The 26,817-nt window shown below is 64.5% G+C and carries 24 protein-coding genes and 1 pseudogene; 23 read left to right on the top strand and 2 right to left on the bottom strand.

Annotated features, from left to right (window positions below):
* Positions 1–69: 69 nt before the first annotated feature.
* From ACVJGD_RS44210 to ACVJGD_RS44240, 7 genes are all read left to right on the top strand, one after another.
* Positions 70–1,323, top strand: a complete 1,254-nt coding sequence (locus ACVJGD_RS44210) for an FAD-dependent oxidoreductase (protein WP_456639958.1) — start codon at positions 70–72, stop codon at positions 1,321–1,323.
* Positions 1,324–1,652: 329 nt separating this feature from the next.
* Positions 1,653–1,901: a DUF6489 family protein gene (locus ACVJGD_RS44215; RefSeq protein ID WP_456639959.1), complete on the top strand. Its 249-nt coding sequence runs from the start codon at positions 1,653–1,655 to the stop codon at positions 1,899–1,901.
* A complete protein-coding gene (locus tag ACVJGD_RS44220; protein WP_456639960.1) occupies positions 1,902–2,702 on the top strand; it encodes an esterase/lipase family protein in 801 nt (266 codons plus the stop codon). It begins immediately after the preceding gene.
* Positions 2,703–2,774: 72 nt separating this feature from the next.
* On the top strand, positions 2,775–4,319 hold the full coding sequence (locus tag ACVJGD_RS44225; protein ID WP_456639961.1) for a WS/DGAT/MGAT family O-acyltransferase: 1,545 nt from the start codon (positions 2,775–2,777) through the stop codon (positions 4,317–4,319).
* A gap of 11 nt (positions 4,320–4,330) precedes the next feature.
* Entirely contained in the window at positions 4,331–5,323 is a 993-nt protein-coding gene (locus tag ACVJGD_RS44230; RefSeq protein WP_456639962.1) for an alpha/beta fold hydrolase, read from the top strand.
* A gap of 189 nt (positions 5,324–5,512) precedes the next feature.
* Complete coding sequence (locus ACVJGD_RS44235; RefSeq protein ID WP_456639963.1) at positions 5,513–8,746, top strand: bifunctional cytochrome P450/NADPH--P450 reductase; 3,234 nt, start codon at positions 5,513–5,515, stop codon at positions 8,744–8,746.
* Positions 8,747–8,830: 84 nt separating this feature from the next.
* Entirely contained in the window at positions 8,831–10,006 is a 1,176-nt protein-coding gene (locus tag ACVJGD_RS44240; protein WP_456632918.1) for an IS110 family RNA-guided transposase, read from the top strand.
* Between the two features lie 423 nt (positions 10,007–10,429).
* Here the strand turns inward: ACVJGD_RS44240 and ACVJGD_RS44245 are convergent, their stop codons facing one another.
* Positions 10,430–11,350 carry an alpha/beta fold hydrolase gene (locus ACVJGD_RS44245; protein WP_456639964.1) on the bottom strand — a complete coding sequence of 307 codons (921 nt, stop codon included), beginning with the start codon at positions 11,348–11,350 and terminating at the stop codon, positions 10,430–10,432.
* Positions 11,351–11,529: 179 nt separating this feature from the next.
* Here ACVJGD_RS44245 and ACVJGD_RS44250 point away from each other — a divergent pair, with 179 nt between their 5' ends.
* The 16 genes and pseudogenes from ACVJGD_RS44250 (at position 11,530) to ACVJGD_RS44325 (ending at position 25,353) form a co-directional block, all read left to right on the top strand.
* Positions 11,530–11,913, top strand: coding sequence for a hypothetical protein (locus tag ACVJGD_RS44250; RefSeq protein ID WP_456639965.1), 384 nt, complete (start codon positions 11,530–11,532; stop codon positions 11,911–11,913).
* A complete protein-coding gene (locus ACVJGD_RS44255) occupies positions 11,910–12,992 on the top strand; it encodes an alpha/beta fold hydrolase (protein ID WP_456639966.1) in 1,083 nt (360 codons plus the stop codon). The genes ACVJGD_RS44250 and ACVJGD_RS44255 overlap by 4 nt, the downstream gene beginning before the upstream one ends.
* Positions 12,989–13,588, top strand: a complete 600-nt coding sequence (locus tag ACVJGD_RS44260; RefSeq protein ID WP_456639967.1) for an N-acetyltransferase family protein — start codon at positions 12,989–12,991, stop codon at positions 13,586–13,588. The genes ACVJGD_RS44255 and ACVJGD_RS44260 overlap by 4 nt, the downstream gene beginning before the upstream one ends.
* Before the next feature lie 179 nt (positions 13,589–13,767).
* The gene (locus tag ACVJGD_RS44265; RefSeq protein ID WP_456639968.1) at positions 13,768–14,244 is read left to right on the top strand and encodes a phasin; all 477 of its coding nucleotides are present in this window, start codon (positions 13,768–13,770) and stop codon (positions 14,242–14,244) included.
* A gap of 209 nt (positions 14,245–14,453) precedes the next feature.
* Positions 14,454–15,740 (top strand): DUF445 domain-containing protein, encoded by a 1,287-nt coding sequence (locus tag ACVJGD_RS44270; RefSeq protein ID WP_456639969.1) that lies wholly within the window; start codon positions 14,454–14,456, stop codon positions 15,738–15,740.
* Between the two features lie 133 nt (positions 15,741–15,873).
* The gene (locus ACVJGD_RS44275; protein ID WP_456639970.1) at positions 15,874–16,644 is read left to right on the top strand and encodes an esterase/lipase family protein; all 771 of its coding nucleotides are present in this window, start codon (positions 15,874–15,876) and stop codon (positions 16,642–16,644) included.
* Between the two features lie 188 nt (positions 16,645–16,832).
* Positions 16,833–17,702 carry a phenylacetic acid degradation operon negative regulatory protein PaaX gene (gene paaX, locus ACVJGD_RS44280; RefSeq protein ID WP_456640580.1) on the top strand — a complete coding sequence of 290 codons (870 nt, stop codon included), beginning with the start codon at positions 16,833–16,835 and terminating at the stop codon, positions 17,700–17,702.
* 74 nt (positions 17,703–17,776) lie between these two features.
* The gene (gene paaA, locus ACVJGD_RS44285) at positions 17,777–18,769 is read left to right on the top strand and encodes a 1,2-phenylacetyl-CoA epoxidase subunit PaaA (RefSeq protein WP_456639971.1); all 993 of its coding nucleotides are present in this window, start codon (positions 17,777–17,779) and stop codon (positions 18,767–18,769) included.
* A 10-nt stretch (positions 18,770–18,779) separates the two neighbouring features.
* Entirely contained in the window at positions 18,780–19,067 is a 288-nt protein-coding gene (gene paaB / locus ACVJGD_RS44290) for a 1,2-phenylacetyl-CoA epoxidase subunit PaaB (protein WP_454630423.1), read from the top strand.
* Positions 19,068–19,445: 378 nt separating this feature from the next.
* On the top strand, positions 19,446–20,222 hold the full coding sequence (gene paaC / locus ACVJGD_RS44295; RefSeq protein WP_456639972.1) for a 1,2-phenylacetyl-CoA epoxidase subunit PaaC: 777 nt from the start codon (positions 19,446–19,448) through the stop codon (positions 20,220–20,222).
* Positions 20,216–20,719: a 1,2-phenylacetyl-CoA epoxidase subunit PaaD gene (paaD, locus tag ACVJGD_RS44300; protein ID WP_456639973.1), complete on the top strand. Its 504-nt coding sequence runs from the start codon at positions 20,216–20,218 to the stop codon at positions 20,717–20,719. The genes paaC and paaD overlap by 7 nt, the downstream gene beginning before the upstream one ends.
* A 3-nt stretch (positions 20,720–20,722) precedes the next feature.
* A complete protein-coding gene (paaE, locus tag ACVJGD_RS44305; RefSeq protein ID WP_456639974.1) occupies positions 20,723–21,802 on the top strand; it encodes a 1,2-phenylacetyl-CoA epoxidase subunit PaaE in 1,080 nt (359 codons plus the stop codon).
* A 91-nt stretch (positions 21,803–21,893) separates the two neighbouring features.
* Positions 21,894–22,337: pseudogene (gene paaI / locus ACVJGD_RS44310) on the top strand (hydroxyphenylacetyl-CoA thioesterase PaaI); the annotation flags it as partial.
* A 49-nt stretch (positions 22,338–22,386) separates the two neighbouring features.
* The gene (paaK, locus tag ACVJGD_RS44315) at positions 22,387–23,718 is read left to right on the top strand and encodes a phenylacetate--CoA ligase PaaK (protein ID WP_456639975.1); all 1,332 of its coding nucleotides are present in this window, start codon (positions 22,387–22,389) and stop codon (positions 23,716–23,718) included.
* Between the two features lie 300 nt (positions 23,719–24,018).
* The gene (locus ACVJGD_RS44320; RefSeq protein WP_456639976.1) at positions 24,019–24,333 is read left to right on the top strand and encodes a GIY-YIG nuclease family protein; all 315 of its coding nucleotides are present in this window, start codon (positions 24,019–24,021) and stop codon (positions 24,331–24,333) included.
* 15 nt (positions 24,334–24,348) lie between these two features.
* Positions 24,349–25,353 carry a quinone oxidoreductase family protein gene (locus ACVJGD_RS44325; RefSeq protein WP_456639977.1) on the top strand — a complete coding sequence of 335 codons (1,005 nt, stop codon included), beginning with the start codon at positions 24,349–24,351 and terminating at the stop codon, positions 25,351–25,353.
* A 188-nt stretch (positions 25,354–25,541) separates the two neighbouring features.
* Here ACVJGD_RS44325 and ACVJGD_RS44330 read toward each other — a convergent pair whose 3' ends face one another.
* A complete protein-coding gene (locus tag ACVJGD_RS44330) occupies positions 25,542–26,768 on the bottom strand; it encodes a bifunctional alpha/beta hydrolase/OsmC family protein (RefSeq protein ID WP_456639978.1) in 1,227 nt (408 codons plus the stop codon).
* Positions 26,769–26,817: the final 49 nt, after the last annotated feature.

The following is a 26,817-nucleotide window of genomic DNA, read 5'->3' on the forward strand; positions in this document are numbered from 1 at the left end:
GCCGCAATGATTAGCTTGACGCTTGCTGGCGGTTGGGCGCGCGCGTGACATTGAACTTTCGGAGTGCGGATGGCGGAACTTAGGGCCGATGTTCTTGTCCTGGGGGCAGGCATGGTCGGTGTTGGTGCCGCCTTGCATCTGCAAAAACGAGGCCGCGACGTCGTCCTCGTCGACCGGCATGACGCCGCCGGCGAGGAGACGAGTTACGGCAATGCCGGCATCATCGAATGCGCCTCGGTTTTTCCTTACATGTTCCCACGGGATTTCGGCGAACTGCTCCGCTATGCGCTCAACCGCGCGCCGCAGGTGCGCTACCGCGTCGCCGACCTGCCGATCTTCCTGCCCTGGCTCATCAGCTATTATTTCGCCTCCTCGCCGGAGGGTGCATTGCACAGCGCGCTCGCCGAGATGCCGCTGATCCGGCAGAGCCTGATCGAGCATGAGGCGCTGATCGCGGAAGCCGGCGTCCCGGAATTGCTGCGCAAGACCGGCTGGATCAAGCTCTATCGCAGCAAAGCGACCTTTGCCAAGGCCGTGCGCGATACTGAGCGTGCAAAGCAATATGGCGTCACAAACGAGGTCCTCGATGCCAACGGCATCGCAGCGCGCGAGCCAAACCTATCGGGCGACTTTGCCGGCGCGGTATATTCGCCGGCGCCGGGCTCGATAGCCGATCCCGGCGCGCTGGCAAAGGCCTATGCCGCGCTGTTCGGCCGCAGGGGCGGCCGGTTCTTTGTCGGCGACGCCCGGACGCTCGAACAATCCGGTAGCCGATGGCGCGTGGCAATCGGCGAGGGTACCGTGACCGCCCGTGAGGTCGTGGTCGCGATGGGCCCCTGGTCCGACCAGGTGTTCGGTCCGCTCGGCTATTCGATCCCGCTCCAGGTCAAGCGCGGCTATCATTTGCACCTAAGGCCGGACGGCAACGCCGTGCTCAACCATCCCGTGCTCGATTCCGATCTCGGTTATTGTCTCGCGCCGATGAACCGCGGCATCCGTTTGACCACCGGCGTCGAGTTCGCCCATCGCGATGCCCCGGCTTCCCCGGTCCAGGTCGAGCGGGCGGTGCCGCGGGCGCGCAACCTGTTTCCGCTCGGCGATCCCGTGGAAGCAAAGCCCTGGAAGGGCGCGCGGCCGTGCCTGCCCGACATGCTGCCGGTGATCGGCAAGGCGCCGCGCCACCCCGGGCTTTGGTTCGATTTCGGCCATCAGCACCACGGGCTGACGCTCGGGCCCGTGAGCGGCCGGCTGCTTGCCGAGATGATGACCGGCGAGACACCGTTTGCAGATGCGAAGCCGTTTGCAGTGGAGCGGTTTAGTTGACGCGGCCGGTTCTTCACCTCCCCCGCTTGCGGGGGAGGTCGGCGCGTAGCGCCGGGTGAGGGCTCTCTCCACTGGGGGACTCGCGGAGACACCCCCACCCCAGCCCTCCCGGAGCGAGCTATGCTCGTCTCCCCGCAAGCGGGAGAGGGAGCGCAGCATCCATCGCGGATGCATGACCTGATCTCATGATGCTCCCTCGGATCATGCTAACTTTCGCTGTCCCGCTTGCGTGACGAGCCCTCTCGTGGCGATACTGCTCCAGGGCACGATCCTTTCGAAGAATCGATTTCCGGATCATGTTCTTGCGTCAACGGCATTGAGGAGCGGTCATGAAGGTCAACATCGAAATAGATTGCACACCGCTCGAAGCCCGGCAGTTCTTCGGCCTGCCGGATGTCGCGCCGATGCAGATGGCGGTCATGGACAAGCTGCAGCAGCAGATGACGCAGAACATCGAGAAGATCTCGCCGGAGGCGCTGATGCAGAGCTGGCTCGATCCCAAACTGGCCGAGCGCTTCCAGGACATGTTCGCGGCGATGGCCGGCCTCGGTGCTCCCTCGAAGAAGGACAGGAAATAGATGGCGACGGTGGATGGCAGCCGTGAGGAGAGCGAACGCCGGCTGCGTCCACCGAACATCTGTCTGATGCTGGCCGAGAGCAGGGGTTTGCTCGAGTTCAATTCGAGCCTCCTGCTGCTGCCGCTCTTGATGCGCGCGCCAAGAGGGGATGGCCATCCGGTGCTGACGCTGCCGGGGTTCCTGGCGAGCGACCTGTCGATGGCGCCTATGCGGCGGTACCTGAAAGCGCTGGGCTATGACACCTATGCCTGGAGCCTGGGTCGCAATATCGGTGGCCTAGGCCGGATGCGCTATTCGCTGCGCGATCTGTTGCGGCGGATCGCCGACTCTACCGGACGCAAGGTGAGCATCGTCGGATGGAGCCTTGGCGGTGTCTATGCGCGCGACCTGGCGCTGCACGCGCCGGAGATGGTGCGCTCCGTCATCACGCTCGGCAGCCCGTTTGCGGGCGATATCCGTGCCACCAACGCGACGCGGCTCTACGAGGCGCTGACAGGCGAGAGCGTCGATGACATTCCCGAGGTCCGGCAGGCGATCGCCGGCGACATGCCGGTGCCGACCACGTCGATCTACTCGCGCGCTGACGGCATTGTGAACTGGCGCACCAGCGTGCAGCGCCCGTCGGCAACGGCCGAAAATATCGAGGTGCTGCTCGCAAGCCATATCGGGCTCGGCGTCAATCCCGCGGCGCTCTGGGCGGTGGCCGACCGGCTGGCGCAGGCGGAGGGCAAGTTCAGGCATTTTGACCGGTCCGGCCCCTTTGCCATTGCCTATCCACCCCCGGAACAGGCACAATCCTGATCGACGCCGCAGCACCGGCCGTCCGAATGAGAGCGCCATCAAGGCGCCGCACACAATCACCGGGAGGAAGCCATGGCCGACGCCAAGAAACTGTCGTCGCTGGACGCGTCGTTTCTCTATCTCGAAACGCCGGAAATGCCGATGCATGTCGGGAGCATGGCGATCTTCCGCCTGCCTGACGACTACCGGGGCGACTTCTTCGAAGACTTCAAGGCGATGATCGCCTCGCGACTGCACATCGCCCCGATCCTGAAATCGCGCCTGGCGAAGGCGCCGCTCGACATCGACCATCCTTCCTGGGTGGAGGACGACCAGTTCGACATCGATCGCCACATCTTCCGCGGCAGCCTGCCGGCGCCGCATGACCGCGCCACGCTGGAGCGCCTCGTCGGCTGGATCCATGCCAAGCTGCTCAATCGCGCGCGGCCGCTGTGGGAGTTCTACGTCTTCGAGGGCATGCAGAACAACGAGATCGGTCTCTATTCCAAGATGCACCATGCCTGCATCGACGGTGGCGCGGGCGCCGCGCTCACCAGCATGATCTACGACATCTCGCCGATCCCGCGGAAGGTCGACCCGCCGACCGCGCGGAAGGTCGCGCAGGAACCACGGGACATCGCGGCCAATTTGATCGATTCCTATCAGCAGCTCTGGGCCCAGCCGCTCGATGCCGCCGCGCCAAGGGCGATCGAGCTGCCGCGCTCGGGCAAGAGCGATCTCGGCTCGATCCTGTTCGACAACGCCATGTTCCAGATCGAGAACGCGATCAAGTTCGCAAGCGCCGTGCCGGCGATGCTGAAAAGCGTGTCGGAAGTTGTGACAAAGGTCTCGGATCCGAAATCGCGCGAAAGCCTCGCCAGCATGGTGTCGCCGCCGACCATCCTGAACAAGGCGATCTCCTCGGAGCGCAGCTTCGCCGGCACCTCGATTTCGCTGTCGCGGGCCAAGGCGGTGGCAAAACAGGCCGGCGGCAAGCTCAATGACGTGGTGCTGGCGCTCGCCTCCGGCGTAGTGCGCCGCCATTTGGTCAGCCAGGGTGCGCTGCCGAACAAGTCGCTGACGGCGGCGGTGCCGATCTCGCTGCGCGAGGAGGGCAATACCGACTCGAACAACCAGGTGTTCGGCATGATCTGCTCGATCGCGACCAACATCGAGGATCCCAAGGCGCGGCTGGAAGCGATCATCGCGCAATCCACCAAGTCGAAGGAGATGTCGCATCCGCTGCGGGCGTTCATGCCGCAGGTCTCCAACGTCTCGATGCTGGGCGCCCCGATCCTGGTGCAGATCCTGGCGCTGCTCTACAGCCGCTCGGACCTGTCGAACGTGCTGCCGCCGGCAGCCAACATTACCGTCTCCAATGTGCCGGGGCCGCGGCAGACGCTCTACGCCGCGGGCGCCGAACTGCTGCATATCTTCCCGGTGTCGATCGCGACCCATGGCCTGGCGCTCAACATCACCGTGCAGAGCTATCGCGACCAGCTCGATTTCGGTTTCGTCGCCGGCGCCAACATCATTCCGCATGTGCAGGTCTTGTGCGACATGCTGCCGGGCGAATTCGACGCGCTGGAGGCGGCCTTTGTGCCACCGCCAGCCGAGACCAAGAGCGCCGCTGAATAAGGATTGTCTCGATGATGGAAATGCCCCCGCTGCAGTTCGCCCAGACCAATGGCATCCGCATGGGCTTTTACGAAGCCGGCCCCAGGAACGACAAGCCGCCGATGGTGCTGTGTCACGGCTGGCCGGAGCTCGCGTTCTCCTGGCGTCACCAGATCAAGGCGCTGAGCGAGGCCGGCATCCGCGTGATCGCGCCGGACCAGCGCGGCTATGGCGCGACCGATCGGCCGGAGCCGGTCGAGGCCTATGATATCGAGCATCTGACCGCCGATCTCGTCGGCCTGCTCGACCATCTCGGAATCGACAAGGCCATTTTCGTCGGCCACGACTGGGGCGGGTTCGTCGTCTGGCAGATGCCGCTTCGGTATCCGGGCCGCGTCGCCGGCGTGGTCGGCATCAATACGCCGCATACCAATCGCGCCTGGGCCGATCCGATCGAGCTGCTGCGCAAGCGGTTCGGCGAGCACATGTACATCGTTCAATTCCAGGACCCCACGCACGGGCCGGACAAGATTTTTGGCAGCCGGGTCGAGCAGACCTTTGATGCCTTCATGCGCAAGCCGGCGCGGCGGCCCGACGCCCCCGCGGAAGAGGTCGTGGCCGGTGTCGGCGCATCCCCGCGGCTCAACCTGGCTTTCCCGCAGATGATCGCGAATTACGATGCCAAGCACGATCCGCGCGCGCCGATCCTGTCGCCGGAAGAGAAGCAGGTGTTCGTCGATGCCTTCACCAAGACCGGCTTCACCGGCGGTATCAACTGGTACCGCAACATGTCGCGCAATTGGCAACGCTCCGACGGGCTCGATCACACCGTGCGGGTGCCGTCGCTGATGATCATGGCCGAGAACGACGCGGTGCTGCCGCCGTCCTCGGCCGACGGCATGGACAAGCTCATTCCTGACCTCGAGAAATACCTGGTCAGGGACAGCGGCCATTGGACGCAGCAGGAGAAACCGGAAGAAGTCAGCGCCAAGCTGATCGAATGGCGTAGAAGGCGGTTTGGGTGACGAGCGGCGGTAGTGAAGGTATCACTGCGAGCAAACGAGCGCCGCGGTCATTCCGGGGCGATGCGCCAGCATCGAGCCCGGAATCCATTTCTCCGCCTGCGCATGCGGCCCGATGGATTCCGGGCTCGCGCTCCGCGCGCCCCGGAATGACGGGATGAGATAAAGGCGAGACCAGGGGATATTTCCACAATGGCGTCCGGCAACCGACTGAGTCCGATCCCGCATCCGCCGACCATGCCGGTGGTCGGCAACATGCTGTCGCTGGACTCGGCGGCGCCGGTGCAGCATCTGGTACGGCTCGCCAAGGAGCTGGGGCCGATCTACTGGCTCGACATGATGGGCGCCCCGCTCGTGATCGTCTCCGGCCACGATCTCGTCGACGAGCTGTCCGACGAGAAGCGCTTCGACAAGGCGGTGCGCGGCTCGCTGCGGCGCGTGCGCGCGGTCGGCGGCGACGGCCTGTTCACCGCCGACACCAAGGAGCCGAACTGGAGCAAGGCGCACAACATCCTGCTGCAGCCGTTCGGCAACCGCGCCATGCAGTCCTACCATCCGAGCATGGTCGATATTGCCGAACAGCTCGTGAAGAAATGGGAGCGGCTCAACGCCGATGAGGAGATCGATGTCGTCCGCGACATGACGGCGTTGACGCTCGACACGATCGGGCTCTGCGGCTTCGACTACCGCTTCAATTCGTTCTATCGCCGCGATTATCACCCCTTCGTGGAATCGCTGGTGCGCTCGCTCGAGACCATCATGATGACCCGCGGCCTGCCGCTCGAAGGCTTGTGGATGCAGAAGCGCCGCAAGACGCTCGCAGAAGACGTCGCCTTCATGAACAAGATGGTCGACGAGATCATCGCCGAGCGCAGGCAGAGCCAGGCCGATGTCGGCGAAGGCCAGAAGGACATGCTGGCTGCGATGATGACCGGCATCGACCGCGCTACCGGCGAGCAGCTCGACGACGTCAACATCCGCTACCAGATCAACACATTCCTGATCGCGGGCCATGAGACGACGAGCGGTCTGCTGTCGAGCACGATCTATGCGCTGCTGAAGCATCCCGAAGTGCTGAAGAAGGCGTATGCGGAGGTCGATCGCGTGCTCGGCCCCGATATCAACGCCAAGCCGACCTATCAGCAGGTCACCCAGCTCAGTTACATCACGCAAGTCCTGAAAGAGGCGCTGCGGCTGTGGCCGCCAGCGCCGGCCTATGGCATCGCACCGCTGCGAGACGAGACCATCGGCGGCAAGTACAAGCTGAAGAAGAACACGTTCGTCACCATCCTGGTCATGGCGCTCCATCGTGACCCCAGCGTCTGGGGTCCGAATCCGGACGTCTTCGATCCCGAGAATTTCAGCCGTGAGGCCGAGGCCAAGCGACCGATCAATGCCTGGAAGCCGTTCGGCAATGGCCAGCGCGCCTGTATCGGCCGCGGCTTTGCGATGCATGAGGCGGCACTCGCGCTCGGCATGATCCTGCAGCGCTTCAAATTGATCGACGTGCATCGCTATCAGATGCACCTGAAGGAAACGCTGACGATCAAGCCCGATGGCTTCAAGCTCAAGGTGCGCCCGCGCGAGGACAGGGAGCTCGGCGCTTTTGCTGGGGCGGTTGCAGCGGCATCGGCTGCGCCAAGGGCGCCGCGGCCGAAACCGCGGCTCGGGCACAACACGCCGATGCTGGTGCTCTACGGCTCCAATCTCGGCTCGGCCGAGGAACTGGCGACGCGGATGGCCGATCTCGCCGAGGTCAATGGATTCAACACCAGGCTCGGTCCGCTCGACGACTATCTCGGGAAGCTGCCGACTGAAGGTGGCGTCCTGATCATCTGCGCGTCCTACAATGGCGCGCCGCCGGACAACGCGACGCAATTCGTCAAATGGCTCGGTAGCGATCTGGCAAAGGACGCCTTCGCCGGCGTGCGCTATGCGGTGTTCGGCTGCGGCAACAGCGATTGGGCGGCGACCTATCAGTCGGTGCCGCGCTTCATCGACGAGCAACTCGCGGCTCACGGCGCGCGCGCCGTCTTTCCGCGCGGCGAGGGCGACGCCCGCGCCGATCTCGACGGTCAGTTCCAGAAATGGTTTCCTGCCGCCGCGCAGGTTGCGACCAAGGAATTCGGTATCGACTGGAATTTCACCCGCACGCCGGAGGACGAGCCGCTCTATGCGGTCGAGCCGGTGGCGCCGAGCGCAGTCAACACCATCGTCGCGCAGGGCGGCGCGGTCGCGATGAAGGTGCTGGAAAATGCCGAGCTGCAGAACAAGGCCGGCGAGAATCCGTCCGAGCGCTCCACGCGGCATGTCGAGGTGGAGCTGCCGCCCGGCATCAGCTACCGCGTCGGCGACCATCTGAGCGTGGTGCCGCGCAACGATCCGACGCTGGTGGATCAGGTCGCGCGCCGCTTCGGTTTCCTGCCGGCCGACCAGGTCAGGCTGCAAGTCGCCGAAGGCCGCCGCGCGCAGTTGCCGGTCGGCGATGCAATCTCGGTCGGGCGACTGCTCACCGAATTCGTGGAACTGCAGCAGGTCGCGACCCGCAAGCAGATCCAGGTCATGGCCGAGCATACGCGCTGCCCGATCACCAAGCCAAAGCTGCTCGCCTATGTCGGCGACGACGACGCATCCGGCGAACTTTATCGCAGCGAGGTGATGGGCAAGCGCAAATCGGTGTTCGATCTCCTGGAAGAACATCCGGCCTGCGAACTGCCGTTCCACATCTATCTCGAAATGCTGTCGCTGCTGGCGCCGCGCTACTATTCGATCTCGTCCTCGCCCTCAGGCAATCCCGCGCGCTGCAGCGTCACCGTCGGCGTGGTGGAGGCGCCGGCAAGCTCGGGCCGCGGCATCTACAAGGGCGTCTGCTCAAACTATCTTTCCGGCCGCCGTGTCGGCGACACCATTCATGCCACGGTGCGTGAAACCAAGGCCGGCTTCCGGCTGCCGGACGACGCGTCGGTGCCGCTGATCATGGTCGGTCCCGGTACGGGCCTCGCACCCTTCCGCGGATTCCTGCAGGAGCGCGCACATCGCAAGTCGCAAGGCGCAAATCTCGGGCCGGCGCTGCTGTTCTTCGGCTGCCGCCATCCAGAACAGGATTTCATCTATGCCGACGAGCTGAAGGCGTTCGCCGCCGACGGCGTCGCTGAGCTGCATACGGCGTTCTCGCGGCTCAACGGCTCGAAGACCTATGTGCAGGATCTGATCGCCGCGCAGAAGAACCGGGTCTGGGACCTGATCGGGAAGGGCGCGATCATCTATGTCTGCGGCGACGGCGGCCAGATGGAGCCGGATGTCAAGGCGACCTTGATGTCGATCCATCGCGAGCAGAACGGCGGCGATGCTGGGGAGGCGGCGCGCTGGATCGAAGACCTTGGCGCGAAGAATAGGTATGTGCTCGACGTCTGGGCGGGTGGGTAGCCGTGAGTTGTAGATTCCATGGGGCGGTGAGCGCGCCCTTTCCGGTAGGTTTGGGTTTCCACACTCGAACCATCGGAGAGTCTGATGCAAGCATTGACCAAGAACACGCCCACCGCCGGGCATTGTGGCACGATTTTCGTTGCGATCGAACTGAGTCAGAAGACGTGGCTGGTGACGCTGCACAGTCCGGATCGGGACCGGATATCGCGCCACAAGCTGGAAGGCGGCGATCACGCCGGGCTGCTGGCGCTGATCGAGCAGGTCAAGGCCCGGGCGACTGCGAAGCTTGGAGCGGCGCCGCGGGTGGTGAGCTGCTACGAGGCTGGCTATGACGGCTTCTGGCTGCACCGGCTGCTCGCGGCGGCTGGGATCACCAACTTCATCTTCGACCCGGCGAGCATCGCGGTGGAGCAACGGGCGCGGCGGGCGAAGACAGACCGGATCGATGGCGAGCTTCTGCTGCGCACCTTGATGGCTCATTTGCGAGGCGAGCCGCGGGTGGTGCGGATCGTCCGGGTGCCGAGCGTGGCCGAGGAGGACGCCCGGCGCGCCAGCCGCGAACGCGAACGACTGGTGAAGGAGCAGACGGGGCACACCAACCGGATCAAGGCGCTGCTGCGCCTGTTGGGCATGGCGGCCGGCACCTTGCGACGACGGACCTGGCTCGCCTGGCTGGAGCAGCAGCGGGACTGGCAAGGGCAGCCGCTGCCGCCGCAGCTTCTGGCCGAAGTGAAGCGCGAGCATGCCCGGCTGATGCTGGTGCGCGACCAGCTCAAGGCGCTGGAGCAGGCCCAAGTCGCTACAGAAGTCGCGGCAGAAGTCGCGGCGGAAGCCGCCGCGGCGCCGGCGCCGATGGCGAAGCGACGGGATCAGTTGCAGCAGCTCAAGGCGCTCGGCCCGGCGTTTGCCGCGACGCTGGTGAACGAGGTGTTCTACAAGGACTTCCGCAACCGGCGCGAGGTCGCCAGCTATTGCGGATTGGCGCCCAGTCCCTGGCAAAGCGGCAGCATCGATCGCGAGCAGGGGATCAGCAAGGCCGGCAACCGGCGCGCCCGCCACAAGACGATCGAACTGGCCTGGCTCTGGCTGCGCCATCAGCCGGACAGCGCGCTCAGCCGCTGGTTCCGCACCCGCACCGAAAACGCCGGCAAGCGCGCCAAGCGCATCGCCATCGTCGCGCTGGCGCGCAAGCTGATCGTGGCGCTGTGGCGCTATCTCACCACCGGCCTTGTTCCGGAGCAGGCCGTGATGAAGGCCTAGCACCGGACCACGCCACCAGGGCGAGGCGGCTCCGCGCCGCGCGCCCCGTACAGGATGGATGATGACCGTGCCACCCAGGGGCCCAACCAGGCCGCTTTGTAGATGGGTCTCATCCTCTTGGCTTCCTCGCCGCAAGCATGCGGAATGTGGGTACGGATCAGCCGATCCGACCGGATATGAGGTGATGCAGTGAGCTGCAGAAATCTTCGGAAGCCAATCCTCGCCCGGGGCCCGGTCGTCGCGCTGCGCTACGCATGGCTCCGCGCGCCGCCCTCTCACTGCAAAAACCCAACCCGCACCGGTTCAAGAGCCTTGACTCACAAAGCCCCATATGAGGGTGGGCAAAGCGAAGCGTGCCCACCTATTCTTGCTCCGATCGTGAATGGTGGGCACGCTTCGCTTTGCCCACCCTACAATTCAGCGTCACGCCGCCGTCACCGCCGCGCCATGCGCGTGCTGGTCGATGGCGTCGATGATCTCGCGCCACATCGGGATCGGCAATGCGTGGCCCATGCCGTCGATCATCAACAGCTTCGCGCCCGGGATCGAGGCCGCGGTGTCCTTGCCGCCGGCCGGGTGCACCAGCGGGTCGACGGTGCCGTGGATGACGAGTGTCGGTGCCTTCACGGCGCTCAGGCGTTGCTTGCGACTGCCGGAGGCGAGGATGGCGCGGAGCTGGCGGCCGACGCCGGCGGGATTGAGGCCGCGCTCGTAGGTGCGCAGCGCCCGCGAGCGATCGAGCGCTTCGTCCTCCGGGAAGGAGCCGACGCGCAGGATCTTCCAGGTCTGTGCGAAGCGCTCGATAAATTCGTCCTTCGTCCGCGGCGGCGGCGCCATCAGCACCGCCCCGGCCTCGCGGGTCGGCGGCGGGATTTTCGGATTGCCGGTCGTCGACATGATCGAGGTGAGCGAGCGCACGGCGCGCGGAAAGGAGATCGCGACTTCCTGCGCGATCATGCCGCCCATGGAGGCCCCGACCAGATGCGCCGACTTCAGCCCGAGCGCGTCCATCAGGCCGACGGTGTCCTTGGCCATATCGATCAGCTTGTAGGGCGCGGCCACAGGGATCTTGAAGAGACGCAGCTTCAAGAATTCGAATGGCGTCAGCCGCCCGCCGCCGGTGAGCTTGCCGGATTGGCCGATGTCGCGGTTGTCGAAGCGGATCACGCGAAAGCCGCGCGCGGCGAGCTGTTCGCAGAATTCGTCGTCCCAATGGATCATCTGGGCGCCGAGCCCCATGATCAGCAGCATCGGTTCGGCGCTCTCGCCGCCGAAGATCTCGTAGCAGATGTCGACGCCATTGGCGCGGATGATCTGCGGCGGCTGGTGGGCGAGGGTGGTCACGGGGCCTCCTCGGCTGGGTTCTTGATTGACCACTCTATGCCACGGTTTGCCGCAGCGCAGAAGCTTTCTGACGCGGCGTGCAATGTCAACTTGGGTTGACCGGCTCGCTGCAACGGTGTGGTATGGACAGCAAACAAGCGAAGCGTGGCAAGCGCTCGTAACCACGTGGGAGAGCGCCAATGGCCGACAAGGGCAATGACCCCGCCGTCGTCTGGCAGACGATGCTCGGCGAGTTGGAAAAGGGATTCAATTCCTTCGCCAACCAGGCGATGGGGACGCCGGAATTCAGCAAGCTCATGAACCAGGCCGGCGGCATGGCGGCCGGTGCGCAGAAGCAGTTCGGCGAGCTCATGGAGAAATATCTCGTGAGCATGAACCTGCCGAGCCGGGCGCAGCTCGTCGGCATGGCCGAGCGCCTGCAATCGATCGAAGGCCAGCTCAACGAGATCAAGGTGCTGCTGAGCCAGATGAACCGCAGCGCGGGCAATGCGGAGAGCGCGACAGCGGCCAAGCCGCGGCCGCCGCGCACCAAGCGTCCGCCTGCGGAGAAAGCGCAGAAATGAACGCGCCGTTGGGGATCGATGCCGCGTCGATCGCGGAGCGCGTCCAGTCCGAGGTGCAGCGCGCGATTCAGCGCAGCATCAAGGGCGTCGAATATTTCTCGACCTCGGGTCCCGCGCTCGGCTCCACGCCAAAGGACGTGCTGGCCAGCCGCGGCACCATGAACCTCTATCACTATCGCCCCGTCGCAGATGAAATCTATCGCGTACCGATCCTGATCGTGATGGCGACCACGAACCGCGGCTATATTCTCGATCTGATGCCGGGACAAAGCTTCATCGAATTCCTGCTCACGCGCGGCTACGACGTCTACATGCTCGACTGGACCGCGCCGAAACCGGAAGAGAAGAACCTGAGGATGGAGGACTACGTCCTCGACTTCATTCCAGACTGTGTCCGCCGGGTGCAGCAGGATTCCGGCGAGACCGACGTCTCCGTCATCGGCTATTGCTTCGGCGGCGTGCTGTCGCTGCTCTATGGCTCGATCTTCCAGGACGGGCCGATGAAGAATTTGATCTGCTTCACCACGCCGATCGACTTCCGCGAGATGAAGCTGTTCTCGAATTTTGCCGACCGGCGCTATTTCGATGTCGACGGCCTGATCGACAGCGTCGGCAACATGCCGCCCGAACTGATCCTGTCGTCGTTCGAGATGCTGCGGCCGGCCTCGCGCGCGGCAAGCCAGGTGCAGCTCTGGGACAACATCTGGAACGACGAGTTCGTGAAGTCGTACCGGATGTTCGACCGCTGGGCGACCGACACGCTGCCGCTCGCCGGCGACTATTTCCGGACCATCACCAAGGACCTGATGTGGGACAACAAGCTCTATAACGACGTCATGTCGGTCGGCGGGCGCGTGGCCAAGCTCGAGAACATCAAGGTGCCGATCCTGCACGCGGTCGCCGAGCACGACCACATCGTGCCGTATGAGGCGGCGCGACATCTGATCCCGAAAGTCGGCTCGACCGACAAAGAGGAGGTGATCCTCAAGGGCGGCCATGTCAGCCTCGTCGCCGGCGCCAATGCGATCAAACGGCTGTGGCCGAAACTGGATTCCTGGCTGGGGAAGCGATCGACATGAGTGAGACACGTTCTTATCCGCGGCGCGTCAAGACCGAAGCCGGCGAGATCGAGTTCCGCCTGATGTCCCGCGCGGATGAAGCCGCGGTGCTGGCTTTCGCGCAGAAGCTGCCGACGCATGATTTGCTGTTCCTGCCGCGCAACATCAGCGAGCCGAAGGTGCTTTCGGCATGGCTCAACGAGATCGAACGCGGCGACATCGTGAGCCTGTTGGCGCTGAGGGATGGCGTCGTGGTTGGCTGCGGCACGCTGGTGCGCGACCGCCACTCCTGGTCGCCCCATGTCGGCGAGATCCGGATGGTGGTGTCCCTGGACGTCCGTGGGCAGGGCGTGGGGCGGGCGCTGTCGCAGGAGACGTTTGCGCTGGCGCTTGGCGCGGGCCTCGAGAAGCTGTCGGTGCAGATGACGGTCGACCAGAGGGGCGCGATCGCCCTGTTCGAAAGCCTCGGCTTCAGGGCCGAGGCGCTGCTGCACGACCATGTCCGCGATGCAGCCGGCGCGACCCACGACATCGTGGTGCTCGGGCACAATGTGGCGCAGGTTCGGGCGCAGATGGAGGCTTACGGGCTGCCGGGGGCCGTTCAGCAACAGGTTTGACCAACCTGCCGCCCGTCGGGCGGGCAAATCGCCTAATATTACCTCTGTTCACGGATTTGTGATATTGCGTCGCAGCATGAATATTGCGCCGCACCATTAACCATGGCATAAGCATGGCGCCCCGGGCCAGATCTGGACGGGGTGAGCCCATAGCTCTAACCGAGGATGGAGAGACCCTAATGACCACCGAGACCAATTCCGTTTTTGATAGCGTCAAGCAGGCCTTTGCGCCCGTCACCGAGGCTTTCACCAAGCTCCAGAATCTGGAAGTGCCGGAAGCCGCCCGTGAGTTCGTGAAGAAGCAGGCCGAGACCGCCAAGGTTCGTGCCGCCGACCTGCATGCCGGCTCGGAGAAGGTGACCGCCGTGATCGAATCCGCCGTTGCCGGTTCGGTTTCCGAGGCCGCCAAGATCAGCCGCAATATCCAGGAGGCGATCTATCAGGACGCGGAAGCGTTCTTCAACGGTATCGACAAGCTGGCTTCCGCCAAATCGCTGAACGAAGCGGTGCAGATCCAGTCGGACCTGGTGCGTGCGCGCGGCGAAGTGTTCGTCTCGCGGGCCAAGGCCGCCAGCGAATATGTCGGCAAGCTCGTCACCGAAGGTGCGAAGTCCGCGCAGGACAATTTCGCCAAGGTCTACAGCAAGACCGCCTGATCGCGTCAGGCTGCCAACTCTGGTTTTCCGAGGCCCGCCGGTTGCGGGCCTTCTTTTTTTGTTGCTCCGTCATGCCCGGGCTTGTCCCGGGCATCCACGCGCTTTCTTGCCGCATGCACCAAGACGTGGATGGCCGGGACAAGCCCGGCCATGACGGCAGTGGGTGTGGCGCGATATGATCGCAGCCAACCAACCGTTGTTGAAGCGTCATGACCCTTCCCGCCACCCTCACCATCGTTACTCCCGCCGACGCGGTTCGCGCGGCGGAGTTGCGGCGCGTGAAGTGGCTGGCGACCGGGGTGTTAGCTGCGACGTTCGTGCTGTTCCTCGCCGCGAAAGCGCTGGTGCCGGTGCATCCCGTGTTCGGCTTCATCGCGGCGTTTGCGGAAGCCGCGACGATCGGCGGCCTCGCCGACTGGTACGCGGTCGTCGCCTTGTTCAAGCGGCCTTTGGGATTGCCGATCCCGCACACCGCAATCATCCAGAGCAACCAGGCGCGCATCGCCGAGAAGCTCGGCGAATTCATCGAGAAGAATTTTCTCGAAGCAGGGCCGGTGGAGGCCAAGCTGCGTGAGATCGATTTCGGCGCCTTCATCGCTGACTGGCTGCGCGACCGCAAACGCTCGACCGATCTTGCACGCTTCCTGCTGCGTCTTTTGCCGGAAGCGTTCTCGGCGACCGAGAATTCGGGGCTGATGAAGTTCGTGAGCCGCCGCGTCACTGCGCAACTGCTGGCGATCGATCTGGCGCCGCTTGCCGCCGGCGCGCTGCGCGGCTTCGTGCAGGAGGGAAAGCACGAGGGCCTGCTCGACGACATCCTGCGCGTCCTGCACCAGACGCTGACGACGAAGGAGACCATGGCGGTCATTCGCGACAAGGTCCGCGCGGAGATGCCGACGCTCCTGAGACTCTATCGCGCCGACAAATTTGTCGTGAACCGGATCATCGCTTCCGCGACGAAGTTCTTCGAGGAGGTGCGCGACGATCCAAAGCATCCGTTCCGCGGCGAGTTCGACCGCATGCTGCTGTCGTTCGTCGAACGGCTCGGCAGCGATCGCGCCTTTGCCGATCGCATCAACCGATTGAAGCGCGATCTATTGGCGCGGCCGGAGCTTGAAGGCCTCGCACGCAACATCTGGTCGAACGTGAAAGACTTCATCGAGCGCAGCGCCTCGGGAGAGACGCAGGTGCTGCAGCAGTATCTTGCCAGGATGTTCGTGGAGGCGGGAGAGGCGTTGGCCGGCGACGCCGAGCTGCGTGCCGAGATCAACGAGGGATTGGTCGCGATCCTGCGGACGGTGGTCGCCGATCAGAAGAGCGGGGTCTCGACCTTCATCTCCGACCAGATGAAGGCCTGGGACATGCAGCAATTGATCTCGCTGCTCGAGATCAATGTCGGCAGGGACCTGCAATATATCCGCTTCAACGGCTCGCTGATCGGCGGACTTGCCGGATTGATCCTTTACACGATCGAATACCTGCTGCGCCTCGTGTGACCGACCGGGCACGCGGGTGGTTTTGTTGTGATCTGTGTGATCCAGTTCGCTTGAAAGACGAAGACGGTTTCCATAGCTTTACTTATTCATTGGCGGCTGGCGCAAACGCGAAGGCCGGCCGGAAGGAGATACGATGTCCCTTGCCGCAGAGACGCTTCGCCCGCCGTCCAGGACGCTGATGCTCATGGAAGGGCGCGCCATCCACGAGCTCGGCGCCTTCCTCGGCGCGCTGCCGCTGTTGAATCTGGCGCCGCGCGGCGATGGTCATCCGGTGCTGGTGCTGCCCGGCCTCGTCGCATCGGATCTCTCGACGCGGCCGTTGCGCGAGTTCCTGAGGAGCAAGGGCTATGCGGTCAGTGGCTGGCGCCAGGGGCGCAATCTCGGCCTGCGTACGGGCGTGCAGCAGGGCATGGTCGATCTCCTGGAGGAGATGAACGACACCCATGGCCGCAAGGTCTCCCTCGTCGGCTGGAGCCTCGGCGGCCTCTATGCGCGCCAGCTCGCCAAGATGATGCCGGAGCGCGTGCGCCAGGTGATCACGCTCGGCAGCCCGTTCGCCGCCGGGCCGAAATCGACCAACGCCTGGCGCGTGTATGAGATCGCGAGCGGCCGCCGCGCCGAGGAAGAGGACCCGCGCTTCGGCGGATCGCTGGCGAGCGCGCCTCCGGTGCCGACCACGGCGATCTTCAGCCGCACCGACGGCATCTGCGCCTGGCAGGGCTGCCGCGAACAGGTTTCCGCGATGTCGGAGAGCATCGAGGTCGAGAGCAGCCATTGCGGCATGGGCCACCATCCCGCCGTCGTCTACGCGGTCGCCGATCGGCTGGCGCAGCGCGAAGGAGAGTGGGCGCCGTTCGATCGGAGCGGCTGGCGCGCCATGGTTTATCCGGATCCGAACCGGTAGCGCTATCGGGCCTCATGGTTCGAGACGCGGCCAAGAGGCCGCTCCTCACCATGAGGATATGGAGCCTCGCCTCCGCTGCTAGACCTCATCCTGAGGAGCCGCGAAGCGGCGTCTCGAAGGATGCAGCCCGGCTGCCTACCACGAGCCACCATTGTCGCCCTCACGCGAAACGCGGTATGCGTGGACGTATGCCGCAGCCGCTTGACCGCATCATCGACCTGTTGAAGCGCGAACCGTCGCGCACCGGCTCCATCGTCATCACCGTGTTCGGCGACTCCATCGTGCCGCGCGGCGGCTCGGTGTGGCTCGGCACGCTGCTGGATTTCTTTGCTTTCCTTGACATCGACGGCGGCGTGGTGCGCACCGCGATGTCGCGACTCGCCGCCGACGGCTGGCTCGAGCGCAACAAGGTCGGCCGCAACAGCTTCTACCGATTGAACGAGAGGGGGCGGCAGACCTTCGACACCGCAACCAGGCACATCTACGATCCGCCGCCATCGGACTGGACCGGGCGCTTCGAACTGCTGCTGATCGGCAATGGCGAAGATCGCGACGCCGCACGCGAGGCGCTGAAGAACGCCGGCTTCGGCAGTCCGCTGCCGGGCGTGTGGGTCGCGCCGTCGGGCGTGCCGATTCCCGATGAGGCCTCCGGCGCCATCCGCCTGGAAGTCTCTGCCGAAGATGAAAACGGGCGGCGACTGCTCAGCGAGAGCTGGCCGCTTAATCGCACCGCGGACGCCTATCAGAAATTCATCAGGACGTTCGAGCCGCTGCGCGGCTGGCTGGCGCGCGGCGAGGACCTCACCGACGCTGACGCCTTCACCGCCCGCATCCTCCTGATCCACTACTACCGCCGCGTGGTGCTGCGCGATCCGCTGCTGCCAACGGCGCTGTTGCCGACGGACTGGCCGGGGAGTGCGGCGCGAAAGCTCTGCGGCGAAATCTATCGCGGCGTGCTTCCCTTGTCCGAGCAATGGCTTGACCGGCACGCGACCAACGAGGACGGCCCGCTGCCGAAGCCGAGCGTGGAACTTTCCCGGCGCTTCGAGGGCGCGTAAATATGTTACAAAAATACTTGCAAGAACTCAAATTTTGATATATATCAAAGACAATAAAATTCGGGAGGTCGGCCATGTACACGCAGGCGCTGAATACGTCTGACGCAGATGACCGCAATGTCGAGGATGCCGCGCGCGCCGCAGCGTTCCAGGCGCGCATCGATGCCGATGATCGCGTCGAGCCGAACGACTGGATGCCCGCGGCCTATCGCAAGACGCTGACGCGGCAGATTTCCCAGCACGCCCATTCCGAAATCGTCGGCATGCTGCCCGAGGGCAACTGGATCACGCGCGCACCGACGCTGCGCCGCAAGGCCGCACTGCTCGCCAAGGTGCAGGACGAGTGCGGCCACGGGCTCTACCTCTATGCCGCCGCCGAGACGCTCGGCACATCGCGCGAAGAGCTCGTCGATGCGATGCTGGCGGGCAAGGCAAAGTATTCCTCGATCTTCAACTATCCGACGTTGACCTGGGCCGACATTGGCACCATCGGCTGGCTGGTCGATGGCGCGGCGATCATGAACCAGATCCCGCTGTGCCGCTGCTCCTATGGTCCGTATGCGCGCGCGATGATCCGTGTCTGCAAGGAGGAATCCTTCCATCAGCGCCAGGGTTTCGAGATCATGCTGACGCTGTGCCGCGGCACCTCTGAGCAGAAGGCGATGGCGCAGGATGCGCTGAACCGCTGGTGGTGGCCCGTGCTGATGATGTTCGGTCCGCCCGACAAGGCGAGCCAGCACAGCGACACCTCGACCAAATGGAAGATCAAGCGCTTTTCCAACGACGAGCTGCGGCAGAAATTCATCGATGCGACCGTGCCGCAGGCGCAGTTCCTCGGCCTCACGATTCCCGACCCCAAGATGAAGCGGGACGAAGACGGCCATTGGGTGCCGGGCCCGATCGACTGGGAGGAGTTCAAGCAGGTGCTGTCAGGCAACGGCCCCTGCAACCGCGATCGTCTCGCGGCGCGCCGCAAGGCGCATGACGAGGGCGCCTGGGTGCGCGAGGCGGCGGCTGCGTACGCCGAAAAGCGCAAGCGCCGGCAGTTCGCGCAAGCAGCCGAATAGGGAGGCCGAGATGGCCACGCCGAATAGTCCGCTCTGGGAAGTCTTCATCCGCAGCCGCAACGGGCTTGCGCACAAGCACGTCGGCTCGCTGCATGCCGCCGACGCCACGCTGGCGCTGCAGGCGGCGCGCGACATCTACACCCGCCGCGGCGAGGGTCTTTCGATCTGGGTGGTGCCGTCGAATGCGATCACCGCCTCCGACCCGGCCGAGAAGGGCATGATGTTCGAGCCGGCGGAGTCGAAGATCTACCGGCACCCGACGTTTTACGACGTGCCTGAAGAAGTCGGGCATATGTAACTCTCTCTATCCCCTCATGGTGAGGAGCGCGCAGCGTGTCTCGAACCATGAGGCCCCGACGGTGCCCGCGGTCCATCCTTCGAGACGCGCTACGCGCTCCTCAGGATGAGGTTCGGGAATGTGACTGTTTCCCCTCATGGTGAGGAGCGCGCAGCGCGTCTCGAACCATGAGGCCCCGACGGTGCCCGCGGCCCATCCTTCGAGACGCGCTACGCGCTCCTCAGGATGAGGTTCGAGAATGTGACTGTTTCCCCTCATGGTGAGGAGCGCGCAGCGCGTCTCGAACCATGAGGCCCCGATGGTGTCCGGAGCCCATCCTTCGAGACGCCTGCTGGCGCAGGCTCCTCAGGATGAGGTCCGAAAATGTGGATGCATAGAATGGCCATCGCCAACATCCAAATCTCCGAAACCCCGCTCGTGCTCTACACGCTGCGGCGTGCCGACGATGCGCTGATCCTCGGGCACCGTCTGTCGGAATGGTGCGGACACGCGCCGACGCTGGAAGAGGACATGGCGCTTGCCAATATGGGGCTCGATCTCCTCGGACAGGCGCGCGAGCTTTACAGCTACGCCGCCAAGGTCGAGGGTGGGACTAACGACGAGGACAAGTTCGCTTACCTGCGCGATGTCAGGCAGTACCGCAATCTCCTCCTGGTCGAGCAGCCGAACGGCGATTTCGCGCGCACCATCGTGCGGCAGTTCTTCTATGCCGCCTTCGCCGATCTTTACTGGCGCGCGATGATGCAGTCGAAGGATGCGACGCTCGCGGCGATCGCAGGGAAATCCGAGAAGGAGAGCGCCTATCACGTCAGGCATTCGTCGGAATGGATCATCCGGCTCGGTGACGGCACCGAGGAAAGCCATCGCCGCGCGCAGACGGCGATCGACGATCTCTGGTCCTTCACCGGAGAGATGTTCGCCGTCGACGACTCTGAGCGCGGCCTGATCGATGCCGGCATCGCGGTCGACCCGGTGCCGCTGCATCCGCAATGGCTGAAGACGATAACCGCTGTGGTGAACGAGGCGACGCTTCGCTTACCCGCGAGCAACTGGATGCAGGAAGGCGGACGCAGCGGCCGGCACAGCGAGCATCTCGGCCATCTGCTGAGCGAATTGCAGTCGCTGCAGCGAACGTTTCCGGGGGCGACATGGTGACCGCCGTCGTCAGCGACGCCGATCTGCGCCGGCGCGCCTGGGAGGCGGCCGCGCAGGTGGTTGACCCCGAGATTCCCGTGCTGACCATCGCCGATCTCGGCGTGCTGCGTGATGTCGCGGTTCATGGCGGGCGGGTCGAAGTCGCGATCACGCCGACCTACTCCGGCTGCCCGGCCATGAACATGATCGCGCTCGAGATCGAGCTGGCGCTGGAGCGCGAGGGCATTCGGGATTCGAAAATCCGCATTGTGCTGTCGCCGGCCTGGACCACCGACTGGATGAGCGAGGATGGCCGCCGCAAGCTGAAGGAATATGGCATCGCGCCGCCGCTGCCCGGCAGCTCGCGCCGCGCGTTGTTCGGCCAGCAGCAGGTCGCGTGCCCGCAATGCGGATCTGTCGATACAGAGCTTCTCTCCGAATTCGGCTCGACGTCCTGCAAGGCGCTGTGGCGCTGCAGAAGCTGCCGCGAACCGTTCGATTATTTCAAGTGTCATTGACCCATGTCGCTCGCACCCCGCTTTCATCGCCTTGCCGTCAATGACCTGCGCCGCGAGACCGCGGACGCGATATCGATGACCTTTGTAATCCCGAAGGAGCTCGCAAGCGATTACAGCTTTGTACCAGGCCAATACCTGACCCTGCGCACCATGCTGGACGGCGAGGAAGTGCGCCGATCCTATTCGATCTGCTCCGGCCCTGACGACGGCGAACTGCGCATTGCCGTGAAGAAAGTCGATGGCGGCGCCTTCTCGAACTGGGCGGCGGAAGACCTTAAAGCCGGCGACGAGCTTGACGTGATGACGCCGACCGGCCGCTTCGGCGTCACGCCGGCGCCGGAGGAGGCGCGGATCTATGTCGGCTTTGCCGCGGGAAGTGGCATCACGCCGATCCTGTCGATCGTCAAGGGCGTGTTGGCACGCGAACCGCAAAGCCGCTTCTTCCTGTTCTACGGCAATCGCTCGACCTCAGGCATGCTGTTCCTTGAAGAGCTGGAGGAATTGAAGGATCGCTTCATGCAGCGGCTTTCGCTGTTCCACGTCATCTCGGGCGAGGAGCAGGACATCCCGATCCTGCACGGCCGGCTCGACGGCGAGAAGGTGAGGGTGCTGTTGCGCTCGCTGGTGCCGGCCGCAAGCGTCGATCACGTCTTCATCTGCGGCCCGAGCGGGATGAGCGAGGAGATCGAGGCGACCTGCCGCGACCTCGGCCTCGCCGAGGATAAGATCCACGTCGAACGCTTCGTCTCCGAGTTCGGCGGCAAGCCGCGGCCGAAGAAGATCGTGCAGCCGGGCGCGCCGCCGAAGGCGCTGGCGTCATTGATCATCGACGGCAAGCGGCGCGAGGTGCCGGTTGCGGAGGATGAAGCCATCCTCGATGCTGCGCTGCGCGCCGGCATCGACCTGCCCTTCGCCTGCAAGGGCGGCATGTGCTCGACCTGCCGCGCCAAGCTCGTCGAAGGCAAGGCCGAGATGGAGGTGAACTATTCGCTGGAGCCCTGGGAATTGCAGGCGGGATTCATCCTGACCTGCCAGGCGCGGCCCTGCTCGGACAAGGTCGTGGTCGACTACGACCACGTATAGAGCGTTAAGCCGCGTTGACACTTCGGGGGCGGCGCCTCACAACTAATGCAACGAGGCCTGTTCAAGAAGGCCCGGCGACAGGGAGTTGAACGTGAACGTCAAGGCTACGCTTTCGCCTGAAGACCTCGCACGCGCCTGCGCCGAGGCGATGTGGAAGGAGGACGACGCCAGCAAGGGCCTCGGCATGGAGATCGTCGAGATCAAGCCGGGGCAGGCGACGCTTGCGATGACGATTGCATCGCACATGGTCAACGGCCAGCGCATCGCCCATGGCGGCTTCATCTTCACGCTGGCCGATTCCGCCTTCGCCTTTGCCTGCAACAGCCACAATGAACGCGTCGTCGCCGCGCAAGGCAGCATCACCTTCATCCGGCCCGGCAAGCTCGGCGACCGCCTGATCGCCACCGCGCGCGAGATCTCGCGCAACGGGCGATCCGGAATCTATGACGTCCGCGTCACCGCAGGGGCTGATGTGATCGCCGAGTTCCGCGGACATTCACGCGTGATCGGCGGCACCTGGCTGCCGACAGCGGACAACGAGACAAAGCAAAAGACAAAGCAAAATAGACATCGAGGAACGCGCCATGGCCATGCCAAAACTCAAATCGACGGGAAGTGGTTACAGCGCTGAGATGGACGAGGCCGAAGGCGCCTCGCGCGACGCGATCATGGCGCTGCAGACACAGCGGCTGGCCTGGTCGCTGCAGCACGCCTACGACAATGTCGCGCATTACAGGCGCGCCTTCGATGCGGCCGGCGTGCATCCGTCCGAATTCCGGGAGCTTTCCGACCTCGCGAAATTTCCGTTCACGGTCAAGACCGACTTGCGCGACAACTATCCGTTCAACATGTTCGCGGTGCCGCGCGAAAGGCTGGTGCGCGTGCATGCCTCCTCCGGCACGACGGGCAAGCCGATCGTGGTCGGCTACACGCAAGCCGATATCGACATCTGGTCGGAGGTGATGGCGCGATCGATCCGCGCCGCCGGCGGCCGCCGCGGCATGATCATCCACAATGCCTATGGCTATGGCCTCTTCACCGGCGGGCTCGGCGTGCACTACGGCGCCGAGCGGCTCGGCTGCACCGTGGTGCCGGTCTCTGGCGGCATGACGGAGCGGCAGGTGCAGCTCATCAACGACTTCCGGCCCGACATCATCACGGTGACGCCGAGCTACATGCTTGCGATATTGGACGAGTTCAGGCGGCAGGGACTCGATCCACGGAACTCCTCGCTGAAGTTCGGCATCTTCGGAGCCGAACCTTGGACCAATGCGATGCGGGCCGAGATCGAGCACGCGTTCGATATGGACGCGACCGACATCTACGGCCTCTCCGAGGTGATCGGCCCCGGTGTCGCGCAGGAATGCGTGGAGAGCAAGGACGGGCTCCACATCTGGGAGGATCATTTCTATCCTGAAGTGATCGATCCCGAGACAGGCCAAGTGCTGCCTGACGGCGAGAAGGGCGAGTTGGTCTTCACCTCGCTCACCAAGGAAGCGTTTCCGGTCATCCGCTATCGCACCCGCGACCTGACGCGTCTGTTGCCGGGCACCGCGCGGCCGGGCATGCGACGGATGGAGAAGGTCACCGGCCGGTCCGACGACATGATCATCCTGCGCGGCGTCAACGTGTTTCCGACCCAGATCGAGGAGGCACTGCTCGCGACCGACTGGTGCGGCGGCCATTTCATCATCGAGCTCTCGCGCGAAGGCCGGATGGATGAGATGACGGTGCTCGCCGAAGCCCGCCCCGAAAGCTGGGACGGCAGTGGCCTTGTCGTGCATGCCGAGAAGGTCTCGGTCTTCATCAAGAACACGATCGGCATCACCGCGCGCGTTCAAGCCGTCGCCCCCGAAACCCTGGAGCGCTCGCTCGGCAAGGCCAAACGGGTTTACGACAAGCGGCCGAGGGAGTAACTGTCACCCCCCTCATGGTGAGGAGGCGCGTAAGCGCCGTCTCGAACCATGAGGCCCGGCGTGGCCACATCCTTCGAGACGCGCGTTCCGCGCTCCTCAGGATGAGGGCAGCAGGTCTCTTGTGACGGCCAGATGAATCCTCGACAGACGCGAACCACGCACGTAACTTTCTCCCCTCATGGTGAGGAGGCGCTAGCGCCGTCTCGAACCATGAGGCCCGAGTGTGGCCTTCATCCTTCGAGACGCCGCTTTGCGGCTCCTCAGGATGAGGGGTGAGATTGGGGGATGGGGAGATCGAATATGGTTGAAGGGGCGTTTCTCTATATTCTGAGATGTGCCGATGGCAGTTACTACATCGGGATTACGCGGACCGCGCTTGAGATCAGAGTAGCCCAGCATAATGCCGGGACGCTTGGTGGTTACACCGCGACGCGCCGGCCGGTGACGCCGGTCTATTCGGAATGGTTCGATCGCATCACCGATGCGATCGAGAACGAGCGCAAGCTCAAGAAATGGAGCAGGGCGAAGAAGGAGGCGTTCATACGCGGCGATTATGCAGCTCTGCGCCAGCTATCGGCACGCAGATTGCCGCACTCGTCCTCGCAACCTGCCTAACGAACCAACACCTCGATGCCGACACCAAGCAACCAAACAATCCAAGCCCGCTGCGTTCGGCTGTTGGCCAAGGCTGACGACCCGGCTGCCGTCGCGCCGACCGTGGAAACGCGCGCGCTGTCGCGCGCGGCGAACGAGGTGTTGATCGAGGTCAAGGCTGCCGCGATCAATCCCTCCGACGTGAAGGCCGCAACCGGTCTGATGCCTTACGCGGTGTTTCCGCGCACGCCCGGCCGTGACTATGCCGGCGTCGTGATCGACGGGCCCGAGGGGTGGATCGGGCGGGAGGTGTTCGGCTCGTCCGGCGATCTCGGCATTCGCCGTGACGGCACGCATGCGACGCATCTCGCGGTCGAGGCCGAGGCGGTGGTGGAGAAGCCGGAGGGGATTTCGTGGGAGGAGGCCGCGGGCATCGGCGTGCCCTTTGTCACTGCGATCGAGGGCTTTCGCCGTGCGGGTCTGCCGAAGCCAGGCGAGACTGTGCTGGTCATGGGCGTCAACGGCAAGGTTGGGCAGGCGGCGGTGCAGATCGCAACCTGGCAAGGCGCGCGTGCCATCGGCGTGGCGCGCAAGAGCGAGCCCTATGAAGGACACAGCAACGGCGAGGTCGAGATGATCGATGCGTCGGCTGCGGATGTGGCGGCGCGTGTGCGCGAGCTCACCGGCGGCAAGGGTGCCGATATCGTCTTCAATACGGTCGGCGATCCCTATTTCCGGGCCGCGCACAAATCGCTGGCGCTGCGCGGCCGGCAGATCCTGATCGCGGCCGTCGACCGCATCGTGCAGTTCAACATCCTCGAATTCTATCGTGGCCAGCACACTTATGTTGGCATCGACACGCTGGGCCTATCGTCGATCGCGGCCGGCGCGGTGCTGCGCGAACTCGGCCCCGGTTTCGCCAGCGGGCACCTGAAGCCCTTTCCGATCAAGGCGAGCGCGATCTATCCGCTGGAGCAGGCGAAAGCCGCATTTCTCGCCGTGGCGGGCTCGTCACGTGACAGGGTGATTTTGAGGCCCTGAGCGGCTGTCTCCGCGGGTTCACCTCCCCCGCTTGCGGGGGAGGTCGGATCGCATCGCCAGATGCGATCCGGGTGAGGGCTCTCTCCACACCGGGAGTCCCAATGCGGAGACACCCTCACCCTGCCCTCTCCCGCAAGCGGGAGAGGGGGCGCAGCGTCGCCGCGGAGATATCGCGTCTCGCCAGCCGGTCAAGCCGCAGGCTTCGTCACGATCCGCACCTCCGAGGTCAGCGTGCGGTGCACCGGACACTTGTCGGCGATTTCCATCAGCCGCTTGCGCTGGTCGTCGTCGAGCGATGGGCCCTCGATCTTGATGACGCGGTCGATCTGGTCGAGCATGCCTTCGCGCGTCTCGCACTCTGCGCAATCCTTGGCGTAGATCTTGCTGTGCGTCAGCGTCACCGTGACGCGATCGAGCGGCAGCGCCTTGCGGTCGGCGTACATGCGCATCGTCATCGAGGTGCAGGCGCCAAGTCCTGCGAGCACGAGATCGTAGGGGCCAGGACCTGAGTCCTCGCCGCCGACCGTGGCCGGTTCGTCCGCCAGCAATCGGTGCGGGCCGACGGTGACGATCTGCTGGAACTTGCTGTCTCGAGTCTCGCGCACCACGACATGGCGCGGCGTTTCGGTGAGATCTATGGCAGGTCCGAGCACCGCTGGCCCGATATAGCGCTCGGACCAGGCCGCGATGACGTCGGCGGCATAGGTGGTGTCGCGCTTGTCGGCGAGGAGGTGATCGGCGTCGGCGAGTGAGACGAAGCTCTTGGGGTGCTTCGCCGCGATGAACAGCTTGGTGGCGTTCTCTATGCCGACGGTGTCATCGGTCGGCGCGTGCATGATCAGCAGCGCCTTGTGCAGCTTGGCGACCTGCGCCAGCAGATTCTGCTCGGCGATGTCATCGAGGAATTCGCGCTTGATGCGGAACGGCCGGCCGGCGAGCGAGACCTCGACTTCGCCTTGCTCGCGGATGTCCTCGACGTGGTCCTTGAGCAAATGGGTGACGTGGGCGGGATCGGACGGCGCGGCGATGGTGACGATGGCCTTCGCCTCCGGAATCTGTGCGGCAGCGGCAAGGATCGCGGCGCCGCCCAGGCTGTGGCCGATCAGGAGATCGGGCGCTTTCCGGGTTTCGCGCAAATGATCGGCGGCACGGACGAGATCGGCGACGTTGGAGGAGAAGGTCGAATTGGCGAAATCGCCTTCACTGGAGCCGAGCCCCGTGAAATCGAAGCGCAGCACCGCGATGCCCTTGGCGGCAAGCGCGACCGCAATGCGCTTGGCCGCCAACACGTCCTTGCCGCAGGTGAAGCAATGCGCAAACAGCGCATAGGCGTGAATCTCGCCGTCAGGCGTATCGAGCGCGGCGGCGAGCTTGTGTCCTTCCGAGCTTGTGAATTGGAAGCGTTCAGTCGGCACGATGCACCTCCATCTCTTCACCTCTCCCGCGGGGGAGAGGTCGGCGCGC

The organism is Bradyrhizobium sp. USDA 10063 (assembly GCF_054063735.1).